Annotated in this window: 19 protein-coding genes; 9 read left to right on the top strand and 10 right to left on the bottom strand. The window is 69.9% G+C overall.

Features of this window, described 5'->3' with window-relative positions; translation table 11 throughout:
- Positions 1-103 precede the first annotated feature (103 nt).
- The 9 genes from H9L41_RS07235 (at position 104) to H9L41_RS07195 (ending at position 9,582) form a co-directional block, all read left to right on the top strand.
- Positions 104-646: a M15 family metallopeptidase gene (locus H9L41_RS07235; protein WP_034607056.1), complete on the top strand. Its 543-nt coding sequence runs from the start codon at positions 104-106 to the stop codon at positions 644-646.
- A gap of 60 nt (positions 647-706) precedes the next feature.
- Entirely contained in the window at positions 707-2,068 is a 1,362-nt protein-coding gene (radA, locus tag H9L41_RS07230) for a DNA repair protein RadA (protein ID WP_028446346.1), read from the top strand.
- A 130-nt stretch (positions 2,069-2,198) separates the two neighbouring features.
- Positions 2,199-2,528: a thioredoxin TrxA gene (gene trxA, locus H9L41_RS07225; protein ID WP_028446345.1), complete on the top strand. Its 330-nt coding sequence runs from the start codon at positions 2,199-2,201 to the stop codon at positions 2,526-2,528.
- Between the two features lie 231 nt (positions 2,529-2,759).
- Positions 2,760-4,010 (top strand): transcription termination factor Rho, encoded by a 1,251-nt coding sequence (gene rho, locus H9L41_RS07220; RefSeq protein ID WP_028446344.1) that lies wholly within the window; start codon positions 2,760-2,762, stop codon positions 4,008-4,010.
- A 334-nt stretch (positions 4,011-4,344) separates the two neighbouring features.
- Positions 4,345-4,608 (top strand): type B 50S ribosomal protein L31, encoded by a 264-nt coding sequence (locus H9L41_RS07215; protein ID WP_028446343.1) that lies wholly within the window; start codon positions 4,345-4,347, stop codon positions 4,606-4,608.
- A 174-nt stretch (positions 4,609-4,782) separates the two neighbouring features.
- On the top strand, positions 4,783-6,432 hold the full coding sequence (locus H9L41_RS07210; RefSeq protein ID WP_028446342.1) for an ArnT family glycosyltransferase: 1,650 nt from the start codon (positions 4,783-4,785) through the stop codon (positions 6,430-6,432).
- Between the two features lie 87 nt (positions 6,433-6,519).
- The gene (locus tag H9L41_RS07205; protein ID WP_034607054.1) at positions 6,520-6,930 is read left to right on the top strand and encodes a hypothetical protein; all 411 of its coding nucleotides are present in this window, start codon (positions 6,520-6,522) and stop codon (positions 6,928-6,930) included.
- 322 nt (positions 6,931-7,252) lie between these two features.
- Positions 7,253-8,293 carry a TolC family protein gene (locus H9L41_RS07200; protein WP_187523738.1) on the top strand — a complete coding sequence of 347 codons (1,041 nt, stop codon included), beginning with the start codon at positions 7,253-7,255 and terminating at the stop codon, positions 8,291-8,293.
- Positions 8,294-8,307: 14 nt separating this feature from the next.
- Complete coding sequence (locus H9L41_RS07195) at positions 8,308-9,582, top strand: multicopper oxidase family protein (RefSeq protein ID WP_028446340.1); 1,275 nt, start codon at positions 8,308-8,310, stop codon at positions 9,580-9,582.
- Positions 9,583-9,740: 158 nt separating this feature from the next.
- On the opposite strand, the gene H9L41_RS25600 is transcribed toward H9L41_RS07195, so the two are convergent.
- The 10 genes from H9L41_RS25600 to iscU all read right to left on the bottom strand — a co-directional run bounded on the left by H9L41_RS25600 (position 9,741) and on the right by iscU (position 16,324).
- The gene (locus H9L41_RS25600) at positions 9,741-10,604 is read right to left on the bottom strand and encodes an isochorismatase family protein (protein ID WP_187523737.1); all 864 of its coding nucleotides are present in this window, start codon (positions 10,602-10,604) and stop codon (positions 9,741-9,743) included.
- A 165-nt stretch (positions 10,605-10,769) separates the two neighbouring features.
- The gene (iscX, locus tag H9L41_RS07185; protein ID WP_028446339.1) at positions 10,770-10,964 is read right to left on the bottom strand and encodes a Fe-S cluster assembly protein IscX; all 195 of its coding nucleotides are present in this window, start codon (positions 10,962-10,964) and stop codon (positions 10,770-10,772) included.
- Between the two features lie 2 nt (positions 10,965-10,966).
- On the bottom strand, positions 10,967-11,452 hold the full coding sequence (locus tag H9L41_RS07180) for a YbaK/EbsC family protein (protein WP_028446338.1): 486 nt from the start codon (positions 11,450-11,452) through the stop codon (positions 10,967-10,969).
- A 239-nt stretch (positions 11,453-11,691) separates the two neighbouring features.
- The gene (fdx, locus tag H9L41_RS07175) at positions 11,692-12,048 is read right to left on the bottom strand and encodes an ISC system 2Fe-2S type ferredoxin (protein WP_028446337.1); all 357 of its coding nucleotides are present in this window, start codon (positions 12,046-12,048) and stop codon (positions 11,692-11,694) included.
- Between the two features lie 17 nt (positions 12,049-12,065).
- Positions 12,066-12,443: a VOC family protein gene (locus H9L41_RS07170; protein WP_028446336.1), complete on the bottom strand. Its 378-nt coding sequence runs from the start codon at positions 12,441-12,443 to the stop codon at positions 12,066-12,068.
- A gap of 28 nt (positions 12,444-12,471) precedes the next feature.
- A complete protein-coding gene (locus H9L41_RS07165; RefSeq protein ID WP_028446335.1) occupies positions 12,472-12,765 on the bottom strand; it encodes a YciI family protein in 294 nt (97 codons plus the stop codon).
- A 2-nt stretch (positions 12,766-12,767) separates the two neighbouring features.
- Positions 12,768-14,630 (bottom strand): Fe-S protein assembly chaperone HscA, encoded by a 1,863-nt coding sequence (gene hscA, locus H9L41_RS07160; RefSeq protein ID WP_028446334.1) that lies wholly within the window; start codon positions 14,628-14,630, stop codon positions 12,768-12,770.
- Positions 14,631-14,836: 206 nt separating this feature from the next.
- Complete coding sequence (gene hscB, locus H9L41_RS07155) at positions 14,837-15,364, bottom strand: Fe-S protein assembly co-chaperone HscB (RefSeq protein ID WP_028446333.1); 528 nt, start codon at positions 15,362-15,364, stop codon at positions 14,837-14,839.
- A gap of 101 nt (positions 15,365-15,465) precedes the next feature.
- Positions 15,466-15,789, bottom strand: a complete 324-nt coding sequence (iscA, locus tag H9L41_RS07150) for an iron-sulfur cluster assembly protein IscA (RefSeq protein ID WP_028446332.1) — start codon at positions 15,787-15,789, stop codon at positions 15,466-15,468.
- A 151-nt stretch (positions 15,790-15,940) separates the two neighbouring features.
- Complete coding sequence (gene iscU, locus H9L41_RS07145; protein WP_028446331.1) at positions 15,941-16,324, bottom strand: Fe-S cluster assembly scaffold IscU; 384 nt, start codon at positions 16,322-16,324, stop codon at positions 15,941-15,943.
- Between the last annotated feature and the right edge of the window lie 10 nt (positions 16,325-16,334).

Raw genomic sequence — 16,334 nt, 5'->3', positions numbered from 1 at the left:
GTAGATGGATGGGCTCCGGAGCCGATGCGCTTCCTGCCCGGCCGCTGGCACCTCTACACTGTCGGCCTGCCGCCGCCCTGCATACCGCGTTCATGGAAAGACCATGCCCGACGACTTCGACCGCCTCGCCGCCCTGCACGCCGAACTGGGCATCGCGCCCGACTACGCGGCGCAGCGCGGCCTGCCGTACTGCGCCGAAGCGGGCGTGCTGGCGCCGCTCGGGCTCGACGTGTTCAACCGCGACCAGTTCGCCGAGCCCGCCACCGCGCAGGCCTGGCGGGCGATGCGCGCAGCGGCGGCGGCCGACGGCATCGAGCTGCAGCTGGTCTCGGCCTTCCGCAGCGTCGACTACCAGGCCGGCCTGATCCGCCGCAAGCTGGCGCAGGGCCAGACCATCGAACAGATCCTCGCCGTCAGCGCCGCACCGGGCCACAGCGAGCACCACGGCGGCCGCGCGCTCGACCTGACCAGCCCGGGCGCCGCCGCGCTCGAAGAGGATTTCGAGCGCACCGCCGCCTTCGCCTGGCTGCTCGACCATGCCGGCCGCTTCGGCTTCGTGCTGAGCTACCCGCGCGACAACCCGGCCGGCATCGTCTACGAGCCGTGGCACTGGTGCTACCGGCCGGCCGGCGGCGAAACCGCCTGAACCCACTCCGGCCGACCCGCCGCGGCGCGTCGTCCCCCAATCCGAACCTTCCTGCGATCCATGGCCAAAGCGAAAACCGTCTACACCTGCGCCGACTGCGGCGGCGTCAATCCCAAGTGGCAGGGCCAGTGCCCGCACTGCGGCGCCTGGAACACCCTGGGCGAGACCGTGCTCGAGCCGGCCCGGCCCGGCGTCGCCCGCTTCAACGCGCTGGCCGCCGGCGGCGGCGTGCAGAACCTGTCCGAGGTCGAGACGCGCGAAGCGCCGCGCACCAGCACCGGCTCGGAGGAGCTCGACCGCGTGCTCGGCGGCGGCCTGGTGGCCGGCGCGGTGGTGCTGATCGGCGGCGACCCGGGCATCGGCAAGTCCACCCTGCTGCTGCAGGCGATCGCCCACCTGGGCCGCAACGGCCCGGTGCTCTACGTCAGCGGCGAGGAATCGGCCCAGCAGATCGCGCTGCGCGCGCGCCGGCTGGCGGTCGAGGCCGAGCCGGTGCGGCTCCTGGCCGAGATCCAGCTTGAGACCATCCTGGCCGGCCTGGCCAGCGAGAAGCCGGCGGTGGCGGTGATCGACTCGATCCAGACCGTCTACACCGACCAGCTGCAGTCGGCTCCCGGCAGCGTGGCCCAGGTGCGCGAATGCGCCGCCCAGCTCACCCGCTACGCCAAGACCAGCGGCACCACCATCCTGCTGGTCGGCCACGTCACCAAGGAAGGCGCGCTGGCCGGCCCGCGCGTGCTCGAGCACATCGTCGACGCGGTGCTGTATTTCGAGGGCGACACCCATTCGAGCTTCCGCCTGATCCGCGCCCAGAAGAACCGCTTCGGCGCGGTCAACGAGCTCGGCGTGTTCGCCATGACCGACCGCGGCCTGCGCGGCGTGGCCAACCCGTCGGCGCTGTTCCTGAGCCGGCATGCCGAGCCGGTGGCCGGCTCCTGCGTGCTGGTCACTCAGGAGGGCACGCGGCCGCTGCTGGTCGAGATCCAGGCGCTGGTCGACGAAGCGCATGCGCCCAATCCCAAGCGGCTGGCGGTCGGGCTCGAGCAGAACCGGCTGTCCTTGCTGCTGGCGGTGCTGCATCGCCACGCCGGCGTCGCCTGCTTCGACCAGGACGTGTTCCTCAACGCGGTCGGCGGCGTGCGCATCGCCGAGCCGGCGGCCGACCTGGCCGTGCTGCTGGCGATCTATTCCTCGCTGCGCAACAAGCCGCTGCCCGAGAAGCTGGTGGTGTTCGGCGAAGTCGGCCTGTCGGGCGAGGTGCGGCCGGTGCAGCGCGGCCAGGAGCGGCTCAAGGAAGCGGCCAAGCTCGGCTTCGAGCGCGCCATCATCCCCCGCGCCAACGCGCCGAAAACGCCGATCGCCGGCATGGCGGTGACCGCGATCGAACGGCTCGACCAGGCCATCGCCGCGCTGCGCGAATAGCCGCCGCAGCCCTATCGCCGCCATCGGAACAATCAATCGCCGGCGGCATTCCGGTTGAGCGCCCGATCGGTTAGGATTCGTCCCGTGCTGCCGGCCCGGGCCGGCCTTCCGTCAGAATTGGAGAATCCACATGAGCAGCGACCTGATCCATCACGTGACCGACGACAGTTTCGAAGCCGAAGTGCTGCAAGCCAGCGGCCCGGTGCTGGTCGACTACTGGGCCGAATGGTGCGGCCCCTGCAAGATGATCGCCCCGATCCTGGACGAGGTGTCGAACGAGTACAACGGCAAGCTCAAGGTCACCAAGCTCAACATCGACGAGAACCAGGCGACGCCGCCGAAGTACGGCATCCGCGGCATCCCGACCCTGATGCTGTTCAAGAACGGCGCCGTGGTCGCCACCAAGGTCGGCGCGCTGTCGAAGTCGCAATTGACGACCTTCATCGACGCCAATCTGTAAGACCGGCCTCGCCCTGCAAAAACGCCGCGCTCCCGTGCGGCGTTTTTGCATCCGGCCCTGCGCAACTGCAGCAAACGGCCGTTGACAGCGGGATTCACCGCATCTAAGCTCCAACCAGACCTGCTTCAATCGCCGATGAATCCATTCCGGCGATTCCGGCGCCCAGCCGATTCCACGCATCCCCCCTGATACCCGTAATCTTCCATAAAAGACTGGAAAGTCTACCCGCACATGCATTTGTCCGACCTCAAGCACAAGCACGTGTCCGAACTGGTCGACATGGCGACCGATATCGAAGGCGCCAATCGGATGCGCAAACAGGACCTGATTTTCGCTTTATTGAAAAGTCAGGCCAAAAAAGGCGAAAGCATCTTCGGCGACGGCACGCTCGAAGTCCTGCCCGACGGCTTCGGCTTCCTGCGCAGTCCCGACACTTCCTATCTGGCCGGCCCCGATGACATCTACGTCAGCCCGAGCCAGATCCGCCGCTTCAACCTGCATACCGGCGACACCATCGAAGGCGAAATCCGCACGCCCAAGGACGGAGAACGCTATTTCGCGCTGGTGAAGGTGGACAAGGTCAACAACGACACGCCCGAAGCGACCAAGAACAAGATCCTGTTCGAGAACCTGACGCCGCTGTTCCCGACCAAGCGCCTCAAGCTCGAACGCGACATCAAGGCCGACGAGAACATCACCGGCCGCATCATCGACCTGGTCGCGCCCATCGGCAAAGGCCAGCGCGGCCTGCTGGTCGCGCCGCCCAAGTCGGGCAAGACGGTGATGCTGACCCATATCGCCCACGCGATCACCGCCAATCACCCGGACGTGATGCTGATCGTGCTGCTGATCGACGAGCGTCCCGAAGAAGTGACCGAGATGACGCGCACCGTGCGCGGCGAAGTGGTCGCCTCGACCTTCGACGAGCCGGCCACCCGCCATGTGCAGGTCGCCGAGATGGTGATCGAGAAGGCCAAGCGGCTGGTCGAGCACAAGAAGGACGTGGTGATCCTGCTCGATTCGATCACCCGCCTGGCGCGCGCCTACAACACCGTGATCCCGGCCTCGGGCAAGGTGCTGACCGGCGGCGTGGACGCCAACGCGCTGCAGAAGCCCAAGCGCTTCTTCGGCGCCGCCCGCAATATCGAGGAAGGCGGCTCGCTGACCATCATCGCCACCGCGCTGACCGACACCGGCAGCCGCATGGACGACGTGATCTACGAGGAATTCAAGGGCACCGGCAACATGGAACTGCATCTCGACCGCCGCATGGCCGAGAAGCGCATCTACCCGGCCATCAACGTCAACCGCTCGGGCACCCGCCGCGAAGAGATGCTGATCCCGCAGGACCAGTTGCAGAAGATCTGGGTGCTGCGCAAGCTGCTCTACCCGATGGACGAGCTCGAGGCGATGGAATTCCTGTTCGACAAGATCAAGGCGACCAAGAACAACAACGACTTCTTCGACTCGATGCGAAGGTAGAGCCTGATCTATATCACTGCCGCCCGGATTCGTGCGGCAGCTCGGGCGCCCGGCAAAGCCGGGCGCTTGCGTTTGGTGATTCGGAACCGTGGGCCTACCCCTGATCGATTCCAGCTCCCCCGCCCTCGCCGCCGCGAGGGGGGCCTCGCTTCGCTCGATCGACTCTCCGTCGCACGCGCAGTTTCATTCCGTACCCAGGCCGCACCGAATCATCTGATCGGCGGGCGAATTGCCTTGCTCGATCAACCACCTATCGCGCATAATCGCGAACTTTTCTACGCAAGACCGGGCACTGCACAATCCAGGCCCACCTTTAGCTTAAGGGACCCCCGAAATGAAAGCTGGCATCCACCCCAAGTACACCGAAGTCATCTTCTACGACGCGAGCGTCGACTTCAAATTCCTGACCAAGTCCACCATGCAGGTGCGCGGCAGCGAGAAGATGGCCTGGACCGACGGTAACGAATACCCGGTCGTCCGCCTCGACGTGTCGTCCGAATCGCACCCTTTCTACACCGGCAAGCAGAAGATCGTCGACACCGCCGGCCGTATCGACAAGTTCAACCAGAAGTACGCGCTGCTCAGCAAGAAGAAGTAATCGGCCGCACGCGTGCACGAAAAAGGCAGCCCAGGCTGCCTTTTTTCATGCCGCCGCCACCCCGGCCGCCTCCGCCCACCGCCCGCGGAACTGCCGCGGCCCGCCGCAGCCATACCGGCCAGCGCATCCGCGCTTCCCTGCTAGACTTTCCGGATTCTCCCCACGCCCCGCGCAATGCTGACCTACACGCCGCCCAACGAACAGGACCTGCCGCAGCCGACCGAGAAACCCTGGCTCCTGCTGCTGCTCTGCCTGGTCTGGCTGATCCCCGGCCTGATCGGCCGCGAGCCGCTCAAGCCCGACGAGACCATCGTCGCCGACATCGTCCGCCACCTGCTCGACGGCGGCAGCCCCAGCCTGCCGATGATGGCCGGCGAGCCCTGGGTCGAACGCGCGCCGCTGTTCTACTGGCTGGCCGGCGCGGCAGCCTGGCTCGGCCAGTGGTTCGGCCTGGCGCTGCACAACGGGGCCCGGCTGGCCACCGGCGCGCTGATGGCGCTGGCGCTGTGGGGCACCGGCATGACCGCGCGCGAACTGATCGGTCGCCGCCATGGCCGCAGTGCGGTACTGATCCTGATCGGCTGCGCCGGCCTGCTGATGCCGGGCCATACCCTCAACAGCGACGTCGCGGTCCTGGCCGGCTGGTGCTGGGGCCTCTACGCCCTGGCCATCGCGCCGCGCCGGCCGCTGCCGGCGGGCCCGCTGCTCGGCGCAGCGATGGCGGTCTGCGGCCTGGCCGGCAGCCTGGCCGAGCCGGCGCTGCAGCTGGCGCTGGCACTCTCGCTGACCGCCCTGCCCGCCTGGCGCATCCGCCGCTACGGCCTCACGCTGCTTATCGCGCTGGCGGTGGCGCTGCCGCTGATCGCCGCCTGGCCGCTGGCGCTCAAGGCCACCGCACCGGCCGCCTTCGCCGCCTGGTACGACTGGTACGCGCTCGGCTTCTTCGGCGGTTTCTCGCTGGTGCGCGCGCTGCACCCGTTCGGCTATTACCTGCAGCTCCTGCCCTGGTTCGCCTGGCCGGCCTGGTTCCTCGCCGGCGCCACGCTGTGGATGCAGCGCGACCGGCTGATGCAGCCGCGCTTCCAGCTCCCGATCGCCGCCAGCGCGCTGGCCTTCGCCTGCCTGATGCTGTCCGACAGCGGCCGCGCCGGCTACGCGCTGCTGCTGCTGCCGCCGCTGGCGCTGATCGGCGCGGTCGGCCTCGACGTGCTGCGGCGCGGCGCCTCGGCCTTCGTCAACTGGTTCGGCGTGATGATCTTCGGCCTCGGCGCCGTCTTCGTCTGGCTGGCCTGGAGCGCGATGCACCTGGGTACGCCGGCCAAGCTGGCCGGCCGCATCCACAGCCTGGCGCCGAGCTTCGAGCCGCACTGGTCGACCGCGGCCCTGCTCGCCAGCGTGATGCTGACCGCCGCCTGGCTGTGGGCGGTATCGCGCCGCCGCCCGGTCGGCCGCCAGGCGGTCACCAACTGGGCGGCCGGCATCACGCTGTGCTGGGGACTGGCCAACGCGGTCGCCGCCGGCTGGGTCGACGCGCGCACCAGCTACCGCGATTTCGCCGCGGCGATCGCGCCGCAGCTGCCCGCCACCGGCTGCGTCGCCAGCGAGAACCTGCAGCCGAGCCAGCGCGCCGCGCTGCACTACTACCTGGGCCTGACCACCGCCCGGCGCGAAGTGCAGGCGCTGCCGGGCTGCGCCTGGCTGCTGCGCCAGGCCGGCTCCGAACCGCTATCGCCGCCGTCGGGCTGGATCGAGATCTGGAGCGGCTCGCGGCCGGGCGACCGCAACGAGCGCTACTACCTGTACCGGCGCGACAACCATATCTGAGCGCCACTCGGCGGATTCGCAACGCTGGCCGGAACTCGGCGCAGCGCGTTCTGGTCGGAGGCCGGAGACCTCGGCTAAACTTGCGCAATGTCTTCGCTCGCCTCCTTCCTCGTCCGCTTGCTGCCCGTGCTGCTGTTGGCACTGGCGGCGTTCGGCCCGGCCCGCGCCGAACCGCGCGGCGTGCCGATGGCGAAGATGGATGCGATGACCCAGTCGCGCCTGCCCTGCCACGACGAGGCCAAGGCCGTCGGGGCGCGCAAACCGCTCAAGCAGGCCGACAAGCGCGACTGCTGCAGCAACCGCAGTACCAGCAGCGGTGGCGGCAGCGGCGGCGGTGAATGCGGCGCCAAGTGCGGCAGCCCGTGCGCCAAGGTCGGCGCCTTCGGCTTCCTGTTCGACTTCTTCAATGGCCGTCCCGGCTGCCAGCCGCGCAGCATCGCCGACAACTTCGGCGACCCCGACCTGCCCGGTCCCGACCGGCCGCCCAGGCTGATCTAAGCCCCTCCCCCGCGCCAGCGATCGTTCGTCCCACTCGGGGCGCGATCCATGCCGTCCGCCCATATCGGCGAATGGCCGGCGCTCCGCAGCCTACGCACTCCCTGCGTGCGCCCGAATCCCGGCCGCCCACGCGGCCCTCCCGGAGACTGCCCGTGTTCCGCCCGATTTCCCCGCGGCCCGCGCGCTGCTGGCCGCCGCCTGCCTGGCCGCGGCCGGTGCCGCGCCCGCCCTGCCGCTGCTCGACCGTTTCGACGGCCCGGCGGCCGCCATCGCCGACCGCCTGAACCGACCGCTCGATGCCGACGGCGCCGCGCGCATCGCTGTGCTGCGCCATCCCGCGGCACGCGAAGCGCTGCTCGAATTCGGCACCACGCCGGCCCAGCTGCTGGCGGCCGGCTTCCTGAACGACGCGCCGTTCGAGCCGTGGCGCGACCTGATCGGCGAGCCGGCGCAACTCGACGCCGGCCGCGCCGCACTGGCCGGCCAGCTGATCGAACAGGCTGCCGCCGCACGTCGCGCCTGGTACGACGCAGCTGCTGCGGCAGCCCTGGCCCGGCTCGCCCGCGACGGCCAGACCGCCGCCGAAGCGCAGGCCGAGCTGGCCCGCGCGCGCCGCGACGCCGGCAACCTGTCGCGGCTCGAAACCGCCGAGCTGCTGGCCGAGGCCGCCGAGGCGCGGCGCGACGCATTGGCCGAGCAGGCCGAGGCCGAACAGGCGCTCGCCACGCTGCGGCAGGCGCTGGGCCAGGCGCCCGATGCCAGACCGACGCTCGGTGAGCTGCCCGCGCCACCAACCGGCGCGCCCCGCTTCGACGGGCTCGAAGCGCTGGCGCAGCAGCGGCGCCCGGCGTTGCGGCAGACGCTGGCCATGGCGGCGATCGACAGCGGCGTCGCCCAGCAGACGGCGCTGCGCAGCGCCACGCCGGCGTTGCCGCTGCTCGGCTCCGGCAACGTGCTCGGCCATCGCGACAACCGGCTCGGCGACCGGCTGGCGCTCGACGCGCAGTTGCACGCATTGCGCGGCGAGCTGGCGGTGCGCGAGGCCGCGCTGCGGCAGGCGCAGCAGCAATGGCGCATCGCCGCGACCGAAATCGTGCCGGCGCGTGCGGAAGCCCGCGTCGAAGCGCTCAAGCACTACAACGGCATGCTGCGCGGCGTCGACGCGCTGCTGCAGAGCCGTGCCGCCGAGCTGCGCGCGCGCGGCGACGAGATCCGCGCCCGGCGCGATTACTGGCGGGCCTGGCTCGCGCTCGAAGCCGCCGCCGGCGGCGCGCTGCCCGCGCCGCGGATCGAAGCTTCCGCCGAAGCCGCCCCGCCGGCGCCGGCCGCCGACACGCCGCAGCACCACGCCATGACGCACTGAACAAAGGACATCGCATGCAACGACGCACCTTCCTGGGCAGCCTGACCGGCGCGCTGGCCGGCCTGGCCGCCGCCGTGCCGGGCGCGACGGCCGAACGCCGCCCGCAGCCCGCTCCCGTTCCGACCGCGCACGGCAGCCGCCGCACGCCGGTGACCACCCTCAACGGCCGCTCGGCCGACTGGACCCTGCGCGGCGGCGTGAAGGAATTCCACCTGGTGGCCGAGCCGATCGAGCAGGAAGTCGCCCCCGGCATGAAGGCCAGGCTGTGGGGCTACAACGGCAGCTCGCCCGGCCCGACCATCGAGGCGGTCGAGGGCGACCGCGTACGCATCCACGTGACCAACCGGCTGCCCGAGCACACCACCGTGCACTGGCACGGCCTGCTGCTGCCCTGCGGCATGGACGGCGTCGGCGGACTGACCCAGCCGCACATCCCGCCGGGCCGCACCTGCGTCTACGAATTCACGCTGAATCGCGCCGGCACCTTCATGTACCACCCGCATGCCGACGAGATGGTGCAGATGGCGCTGGGCATGATGGGCCTGTTCATCGTCCACCCGAAGAACCCGGCCGAGCGACGGGTCGACCGCGACTACGCGCTGCTGCTGGCCGCCTACGACATCGCGCCGGACACGATGCGGCCCAACCCGGCCACCATGAGCGATTTCAACCTGTGGACCTTCAACAGCCGCACCTCGCCGGCGATCGCGCCGATGGTGGCGCGCCAGGGCGAGCGCGTGCGCATCCGGGTCGGCAACCTGACCATGACCAACCACCCGATCCACCTGCACGGCCACACCTTCACGGTGACCGGCACCGACGGCGGCTGGGTGCCGGCCTCGGCGCAATGGCCCGAGGTGGCCACCGACGTGGCGGTCGGCCAGATGCGGGTGATCGAATTCGTCGCCGACGCGCCCGGCGACTGGTCGTTCCACTGCCACAAGGCGCACCACACCATGGGGCCGATGGGGCATGCGGTGCCCAACCTGGTCGGCACCGACCAGTCGCGCCTCACACCGAAGATGGAAACGCTGTTGCCGGGCAGCCACTACATGGCGATGGGCAGCGAGGGCATGGCGCAGATGCAGGAGATGGCGGAGATGGGCGGCATGATGCCGCTGCCGGCCAACACGCTGCCGATGATGAGCGGCCAGGGCCCGTTCGGCCCGATCGAGATGGGCGGCATGTTCACCGTTCTGAAGGTGCGCGCCGACCAGGCGCCGGGCGACTATCGCGATCCGGGCTGGTATGCGCATCCGAAGGGAACACAGGCCTGGCTGTTGCCCTAGATCGCCCCCGCAGGTCGGGCTTTATGCCCGACAGCGCCGCAAATCGAGGTCGCGGTCGGACGTAAAGCCCGACCTGCGGGGCTTTCCGGCCGACGATTTCCTTCGCAGGAACGACAAGGCCGGCATGCAGCCGGCCTTGTCGCGTCCCATCGCCCGGATCAGTGCGGCATCAGCCGCACGCCGTAGCCGCCGCCGAGCACCTCGAGCGAGAACAGCCGGTCGATGTTTGGATGCTTGCCCGGATGCTTGCGCGCGTCCTCGGCATGCTCGCCGTACAGCCACTGGCCCAGCCGCGCCGCCTTCGGCGTGATCGCGCCGAAATCGCGGTAGAGCGCGTGGTAGATCGCCAGCGAGCCGGCCTGGCCGGGGCGGTTCTCGATGATCGCCTCGAGCTTGCCCTCGCGCCACAGCTGCATGCCGCCGATATGGTCGATGCGCGGCAGGCAGGCCAGCGCATCCTGGAAGGGCAAGGACGGCGCGGCCTGCAGCAGCTGCTTGCTGGCCTCGCGGAACTGCGGCACGCGGCTGTCGCGCATCCACTCGAACAGCGCCATCTCGCGCGTCACGATCGCCACGCCGGCCGTGCGGGCGCGTTCGATCGCCACCGCCTTGTCGGCCGCCTGGCGCGCGCCGATCGCGTCGGCCACCAGGAACACCTGCTTGCCCGCGGCCTGCAGTTCGAGCGCGGTCTGCAGCACGCAGACATGCGCCTCGATGCCGCAGATCACTACCTGGCTGCGCGTCTCGGCCGGCGTGTCCTTGAGGCAGTCGGCGGCCACGCAGGAGAAGGTGGTCTTCTCCACCGTCGGCGCCGACTCGGCCGCGGCGCGCAAGAGGCCCAGCGTATGGCCGAGGCCCTGCGGATACTGCTCGGACAGCACCACCGGCACGCCATTCATGCGCGCGGCGTCGACCAGCCACTTCATCGCCGCCACCGTGCGCGGCGCGTCGGCGATCGCCGGCACCAGCTTGTCCTGCACGTCCACCACCAAGAGCGTGCTGTTATCGGCATGCATCAGCATGTCTACTCTCCTTATCGTTATGGAAGCTCGACGCAATACGTCGTCTCGACGTCCGGCCCGCCGCCCGGCCAGGCCGGGCACTTGCCGCTCGTTCTGAATCGACCGCCTTCGCCGCTCCGGCGCCGGAGGTCGCCTCGGGGCGCTCGAAAGCCGGTCGCGCCCGGCCTATTCCGCCTCGTCGATCCAGCACATCTGGATCGCCTCGAGGATCTTCTCGCCGCTGCGGGCAGGATCGTCGTCGAAGCCCTCGAGCGCGAGCACCCAGTCGCGCAGGTCGGTGAAGCGCACCGCCTTGGGGTCCAGGTCGGGGTATTTGTCGGCGAGCGCGATGGCGATCTCGCGGGAATCGATCCACTTCATGGCTATTGCTCCAGTTTGACGTCGGCGACCGGTGCGCCGGTCAGCGCCAGGAGTTCGGTCGGAGTGAGGCAGAACACGCTGTCGCCGCTGCCGGCGGCGGCCCAGACCTGATCGTAGCCCAGCAGGTCGCGGTCGATCAGCACGGCCGGCGGCTCCAGGTGGCCGACCGGCGCGACGCCGCCGATGGCGAAGCCGGTCTTGCGCCGCACGAAGTCGGCGTCGGCCCGCGCCACCGGCTCGCCCAGCAGGGCGGCCACGCGCGCCTCGTCGACGCGGTTGCTGCCGCTGGTGACGACCACCACCACGCGGTCCGACTCGGGCGCGCGCAGCACGATCGACTTGGCGATCTCGGCCACGGCGCAGCCGATGGCGGCGGCCGCGTCGGCGGCGGTGCGGGTGCCGGCCGGAAAGGTGCGGACGTCGATGGCGATGCCGGCCGCGGCGAGGGCGGCCTCGACGCGCTGGCGGCTGCTGAGCGCTTGGTTCATGTCGTCCTTTCGAGCCATGGCAGGCGATGGCGGCCGGAATGCCTCAACCATGCCGTGAAAACCGCGGGCGTTCGAACGCGTCCCGCAAGGGAATCGCCGTCGCAGGAACGGTTTCAGCCGCGAACGGGCCGATGCGCACGCTGAATCCGTTCGCGGCCGAAGCCGCTCCTACACGGGCATCGCGACATGGTCGCCGCATCGCGCCGCCGCGCCAAGGCGGATTTCCCCAGTCGCGCCGCTCAGACGTCCCAGTCCTTGTCGTACTTCTCGCGCGCGTGGTTGATGGTGTACTTCGGGATCTCGACCGTCAGGTCAGCCTGCGCCACGATGGCCTGGCAGGACAGCCGCGACACGCTGGTCAGGCCCCAGGCCTTGTCGAGCAGGTCGTCCTCCTCCTCCTCGCTCGGCGCCAGGCTGTTGAAGCCCTGCCGCACGATCACGTGGCAGGTGGTGCAGGCGCAGGACTTCTCGCAGGCGTGCTCGATGTCGATATGGCGGTCGAGCAGCGCGTCGCAGATACTGACGCCGGATTCGACTTCGAAACTCGTGCCGCCGGGGCACAGGTCGGCGTGGGGCAATACGGTGATCTTGGGCATGCTCGCCTCTCGTGGAATCAGGTGCGCCCGAGGCGCCAGGGCGGGTCGAGACGGTTCTCGCCCGCGTGGAACAGGATGATGCGGTTGCCGTCCGGGTCGCGCAGCGCGGCTTCGCGCCACAGCCAGCGCTGATCGACCGGGCCGTGGTCGAACGCCAGGCCCGCCGCCTCGAGCGCCGCGACGCGGGCGTCGAGGTCGTCGCACTCGAAGTAGACGGTGGTCGCGCTGGCCGGCACGGCATCGACCCGGTGGACCGAGAAGGTCGAGCCGCCGTCGGGGCAGGCGAAGCGGGCGTAGTGCGGCGCGGCGACGATCTGCTCGAGGCCGAGCCGGCGGTAGAAGTCGACCGCACGTTCGATGTCGGCGACGCCGACGGTGACCTGGTTCAGGCGCATGGAATCGTTCCTCGTTCGTGCTGCCGGTTCAGACGACGGCCGGCGCGTCGAAGGCCTTGGACCAGTGCAGCACCCGGTAGCCGGCGCGCAGGCCATGGCGGTGGAACGGGTCGGCCTGCACCAGCGCGTGAACCGTGTCGGCGTCGGCGGCCTCGACGATCCAGCAGGCGCCGACCGGCGTGCACTCCGGCGATTCGCGCAGCGAGCCGGCCACCTTGATGCGGTCGCCGTGCAGCCGCAGGTAGTCGAGGTGGGCCGCCATCTCGCGCTGCCGCACCGCGGCGGCGTCCGGGCGATCGTCGAAGGTCACCACGAACAGCATGCTCACTCCAGCTCGCTGAGCTTGTGGCCGGCCAGGCCGCGGCTGACGGCCGCGTCCATGCGGCGGCCGGCGAATTCGGTGGTGGCCAGGTTCAGCGCCTCGCTGGCGGCGCGGATCGCCGCCGGGTCGCTGCCGGCATGGGCCAGGCCCAGCGCGGCGATCGCCTGGTCGATGACGGCGCGCTCGGCGGCGTCGAGCAGCTCGCCGTCGCTGGCCAGCGCCATCGCGGTGGCGCTGAGCAGGCTGGCGGCCTCGACCCGCGCCTCGGCCAGGCTGCGCGCGCTCATGTCCTCGCGCGCATGCGCCATCGAGTCCTGCAGCATGCGGGCGATCTCGTCGTCGCCGAGGCCGTAGCTCGGCTTGACCACGATGCTGGCCTCGACGCCGGTCGACTGCTCGCGCGCCGAGACGCTGAGCAGGCCGTCGGCGTCGACCTGGAAGGTGACGCGGATGCGCGCGGCGCCGGCCACCATCGGCGGGATGCCGCGCAATTCGAAGCGCGCCAGCGAGCGGCAGTCGGCCACCAGCTCGCGTTCGCCCTGCACCACGTGGATCGCCATCGCGGTCTGGCCGTCCTTGAAGGTGGTGAATTCCTGCGCGCGCGCGGTCGGGATGGTGCTGTTGCGCGGCACGATCTTCTCGGTCAGCCCGCCCATGGTCTCGAGCCCGAGCGACAGCGGGATCACGTCGAGCAGCAGCCACTCGTCGTCGCCCTTGTTGCCGGCCAGCGCATTGGCCTGGATGGCGGCGCCGAGCGCGACCACCTTGTCCGGGTCGAGGTTGGTCAACGGCTCGCGGCCGAAGAAGCCGGCCACCGCGCGGCGCACGTGCGGCATGCGGGTGGCGCCGCCGACCAGCACCACGCCCTTGACCTCGTCGGCGGCCAGGCCGGCGTCGCGCAGCGCCTTGCGCACCGGCGCGATGGTCTTCTGCACCAGCGGCGCGGTGATGCGCTGGAAGGTCTCGGCGTCGAGCTCGAGGTCGATCACCTCGCCGTCGGCCAGCTTGGCGGTGATGCGGGTCGAGCCGTGGTCGGTCAGCGCTTCCTTGGCTTCGCGCGCGCGGGTGAGCAGCAGGCGGGTGTCGTGCTCGCCCAGGAGGCTCAGGCCGGCCTGCTCGGCCAGCCAGCAGAACACCCGCTGGTCGAAGTCGTCGCCGCCGAGCGCCGAATCGCCCGAGGTGGCGAGCACCTCGAACACGCCGCGGGTGAGCTTGAGGATGGAGACGTCGAAGGTACCGCCGCCGAGGTCGTAGATCGCGTAGACGCCCTCGGCGGCGTTGTCGAGGCCGTAGGCCACCGCCGCCGCGGTCGGTTCGTTCAGGAGCCGCAGCACCTCGAGCCCGGCCAGCCGGGCGGCGTCCTTGGTGGCCTGGCGCTGGGCGTCGTCGAAATAGGCCGGCACGGTGATCACCGCGCCGACCAGTTCGCCGCCGAGGCTGGCCTCGGCGCGCTGCTTGAGCGTGCGCAGCACGTCGGCCGACACCTCGACCGGGCTCTTGTCGCCGGCCACGGTGCGGATCTTGAGCATGCCGGGCGCATCGACGAAGCGGTAGGGCGTGGCGGCCGAATCGGGCAGGTCCTTGACGCCGCGGCCCATGAAGCGCTTGACCGAGACGATGGTGTTGCGCGGGTCTTCGCTCTGGCGCGCCTGGGCGGCGTGGCCGACGGTGACCGCGCCGTCGCTGCCGTAGTGCACCACCGAGGGCAACAGGCTGCGGCCGGTCTCGTCGGGCAGCACGCTGGCCGAGCCGCTCCGGACGGTGGCGACCAGCGAATTGGTGGTGCCCAGGTCGATGCCGACGGCGAGGCGGTGCTGGTGCGGTTCGGCGGCTTGGCCGGGTTCGGCGATCTGGAAAAGGGCCATGACGTCTTGTTCTGTTCGTGGGCGGGGCCGATCGGGGCGGTGCACCTGCCGGGTTCGGACTTCAGGCCGCGGCGCGAGCGCGGCGGCGGATTACATCGTTCGGGCCGCGGCATCCGCGCGGGCCGGGCATTTCGGGTGGACCGCGGCACCCGCAGGTCGGGCTTCAGTCCGACCTACCGGGCCGGCGGCCGTAAGAGCGACGCGCGCTACTCGATCAGCGCGTCGATCGCGTCGCCGATCTCCTGGTCGAGCTTGGCCATGAACTTGAGCTTGCGCACCGCGGTGGCGGCCTCGGCGTGCGCCTGGCGCTGGTCGAGCAGCATGCCGAGCTCGTCCTCGAGCGCACGGCGTTCGCGGCGCAATCCGGCGGCCAGCTTGTCGAGCGCATCCGCGTCGCCGGCCTGCTTCGCCTCGCCGATCGCCTCGCGCCACTCCATCTGCGCCATCAGGAAGTCGACCGGCATCGCGGTATTGGTCTCTTCCTGGGTATCGACGCCGGCCAGCTGCAGCAGGTAGCGGCCGCGCGCCAGCGGCGACTTCAGCGTCTGGAAGGCCTCGTTGATGCGGGTGGCGGCCTGCAGCGCGAGGCGCTTGTCGGCGTCGCCCAGGCTCGCGGCGCGGTCCGGGTGGTACTGCGACTGCAGCGCGCGGTAGGCCGCCTCGAGCGCCTGCGCATCGACGGCGAAGGCACGCGGCAGGCCGAACAGGCGGAAGTGGTCGAGGGAGAAGTCCATGAGATGCCGTGAAAAGTGAAACGTGAAAGGTGAAACGTGAAAAGCGGTGACCGCGCCTGCGTGCGACGTTTCACATTTCACTTTTCACGTTTCACGGGTTCTCACACGTTGAAGCTCTCGCCGCAGCCGCACTCGTCCTTCACGTTCGGGTTGTTGAACTGGAAGCCTTCGTTCAAGCCCTGCTTGACGAAGTCGAGCTCGGTGCCGTCGATGTAGGGCAGGCTCTTGGCGTCGGTGAAGATCTTCACCCCGTGGCTCTCGAAGGCCAGGTCGTCGGGGCTGATCTCGTCGACGAACTCGAGCTTGTAGGCCATCCCCGAGCAACCCGAGGTCCGCACCGCCAGCCGCACGCCCACGCCCTTGCCACGCTTGGCCAGGTAGTTGGAGACGTGCTTGGCGGCTTTTTCGGAAAGTGTCAGTGCCATAGGAAACCTCAAATGCGGGAAGGGGGAAGGGAGAAGGGCAAAAGCCGAAGCTCGACCCATTGCGGCATTTACTCGCGGCGGTTGCAGAGGATTGGCTCGCAACGACTCGCTGCGCCACCCTTCCCTCTTCCCCCTTCACCCTTCCCGAGGCTTACGCCTCGTGCTTCGCCTTGTAATCCGCCACCGCCGCCTTGATCGCGTCTTCGGCCAGGATCGAGCAGTGGATCTTCACCGGCGGCAGCGCCAGTTCCTCGGCGATCTGGGTGTTCTTGATGCTCAGCGCCTGGTCGAGCGTCTTGCCCTTGACCCACTCGGTCACCAGCGAGCTCGAGGCGATGGCCGAGCCGCAGCCGTAGGTCTTGAACTTGGCGTCCTCGATGGTGCCGTCGGCGCCGACCTTGATCTGCAGCTTCATCACGTCGCCGCAGGCCGGCGCGCCGACCATCCCGGTCCCGACCGTCTCGTCGCCCTTCTCGAACGAACCGACGTTGCGGGGATTTTCGTAGTGGTCGATGACCTTGTCGCTGTATGCCATTTTCTTACTC

This window comes from Chitinimonas koreensis, from assembly GCF_014353015.1.
Lineage (GTDB): Bacteria > Pseudomonadota > Gammaproteobacteria > Burkholderiales > Chitinimonadaceae > Chitinimonas > Chitinimonas koreensis.
Note: the sequence above shows the minus strand (reverse complement) of the source record. Positions and strands in the feature narration are given on the sequence as shown.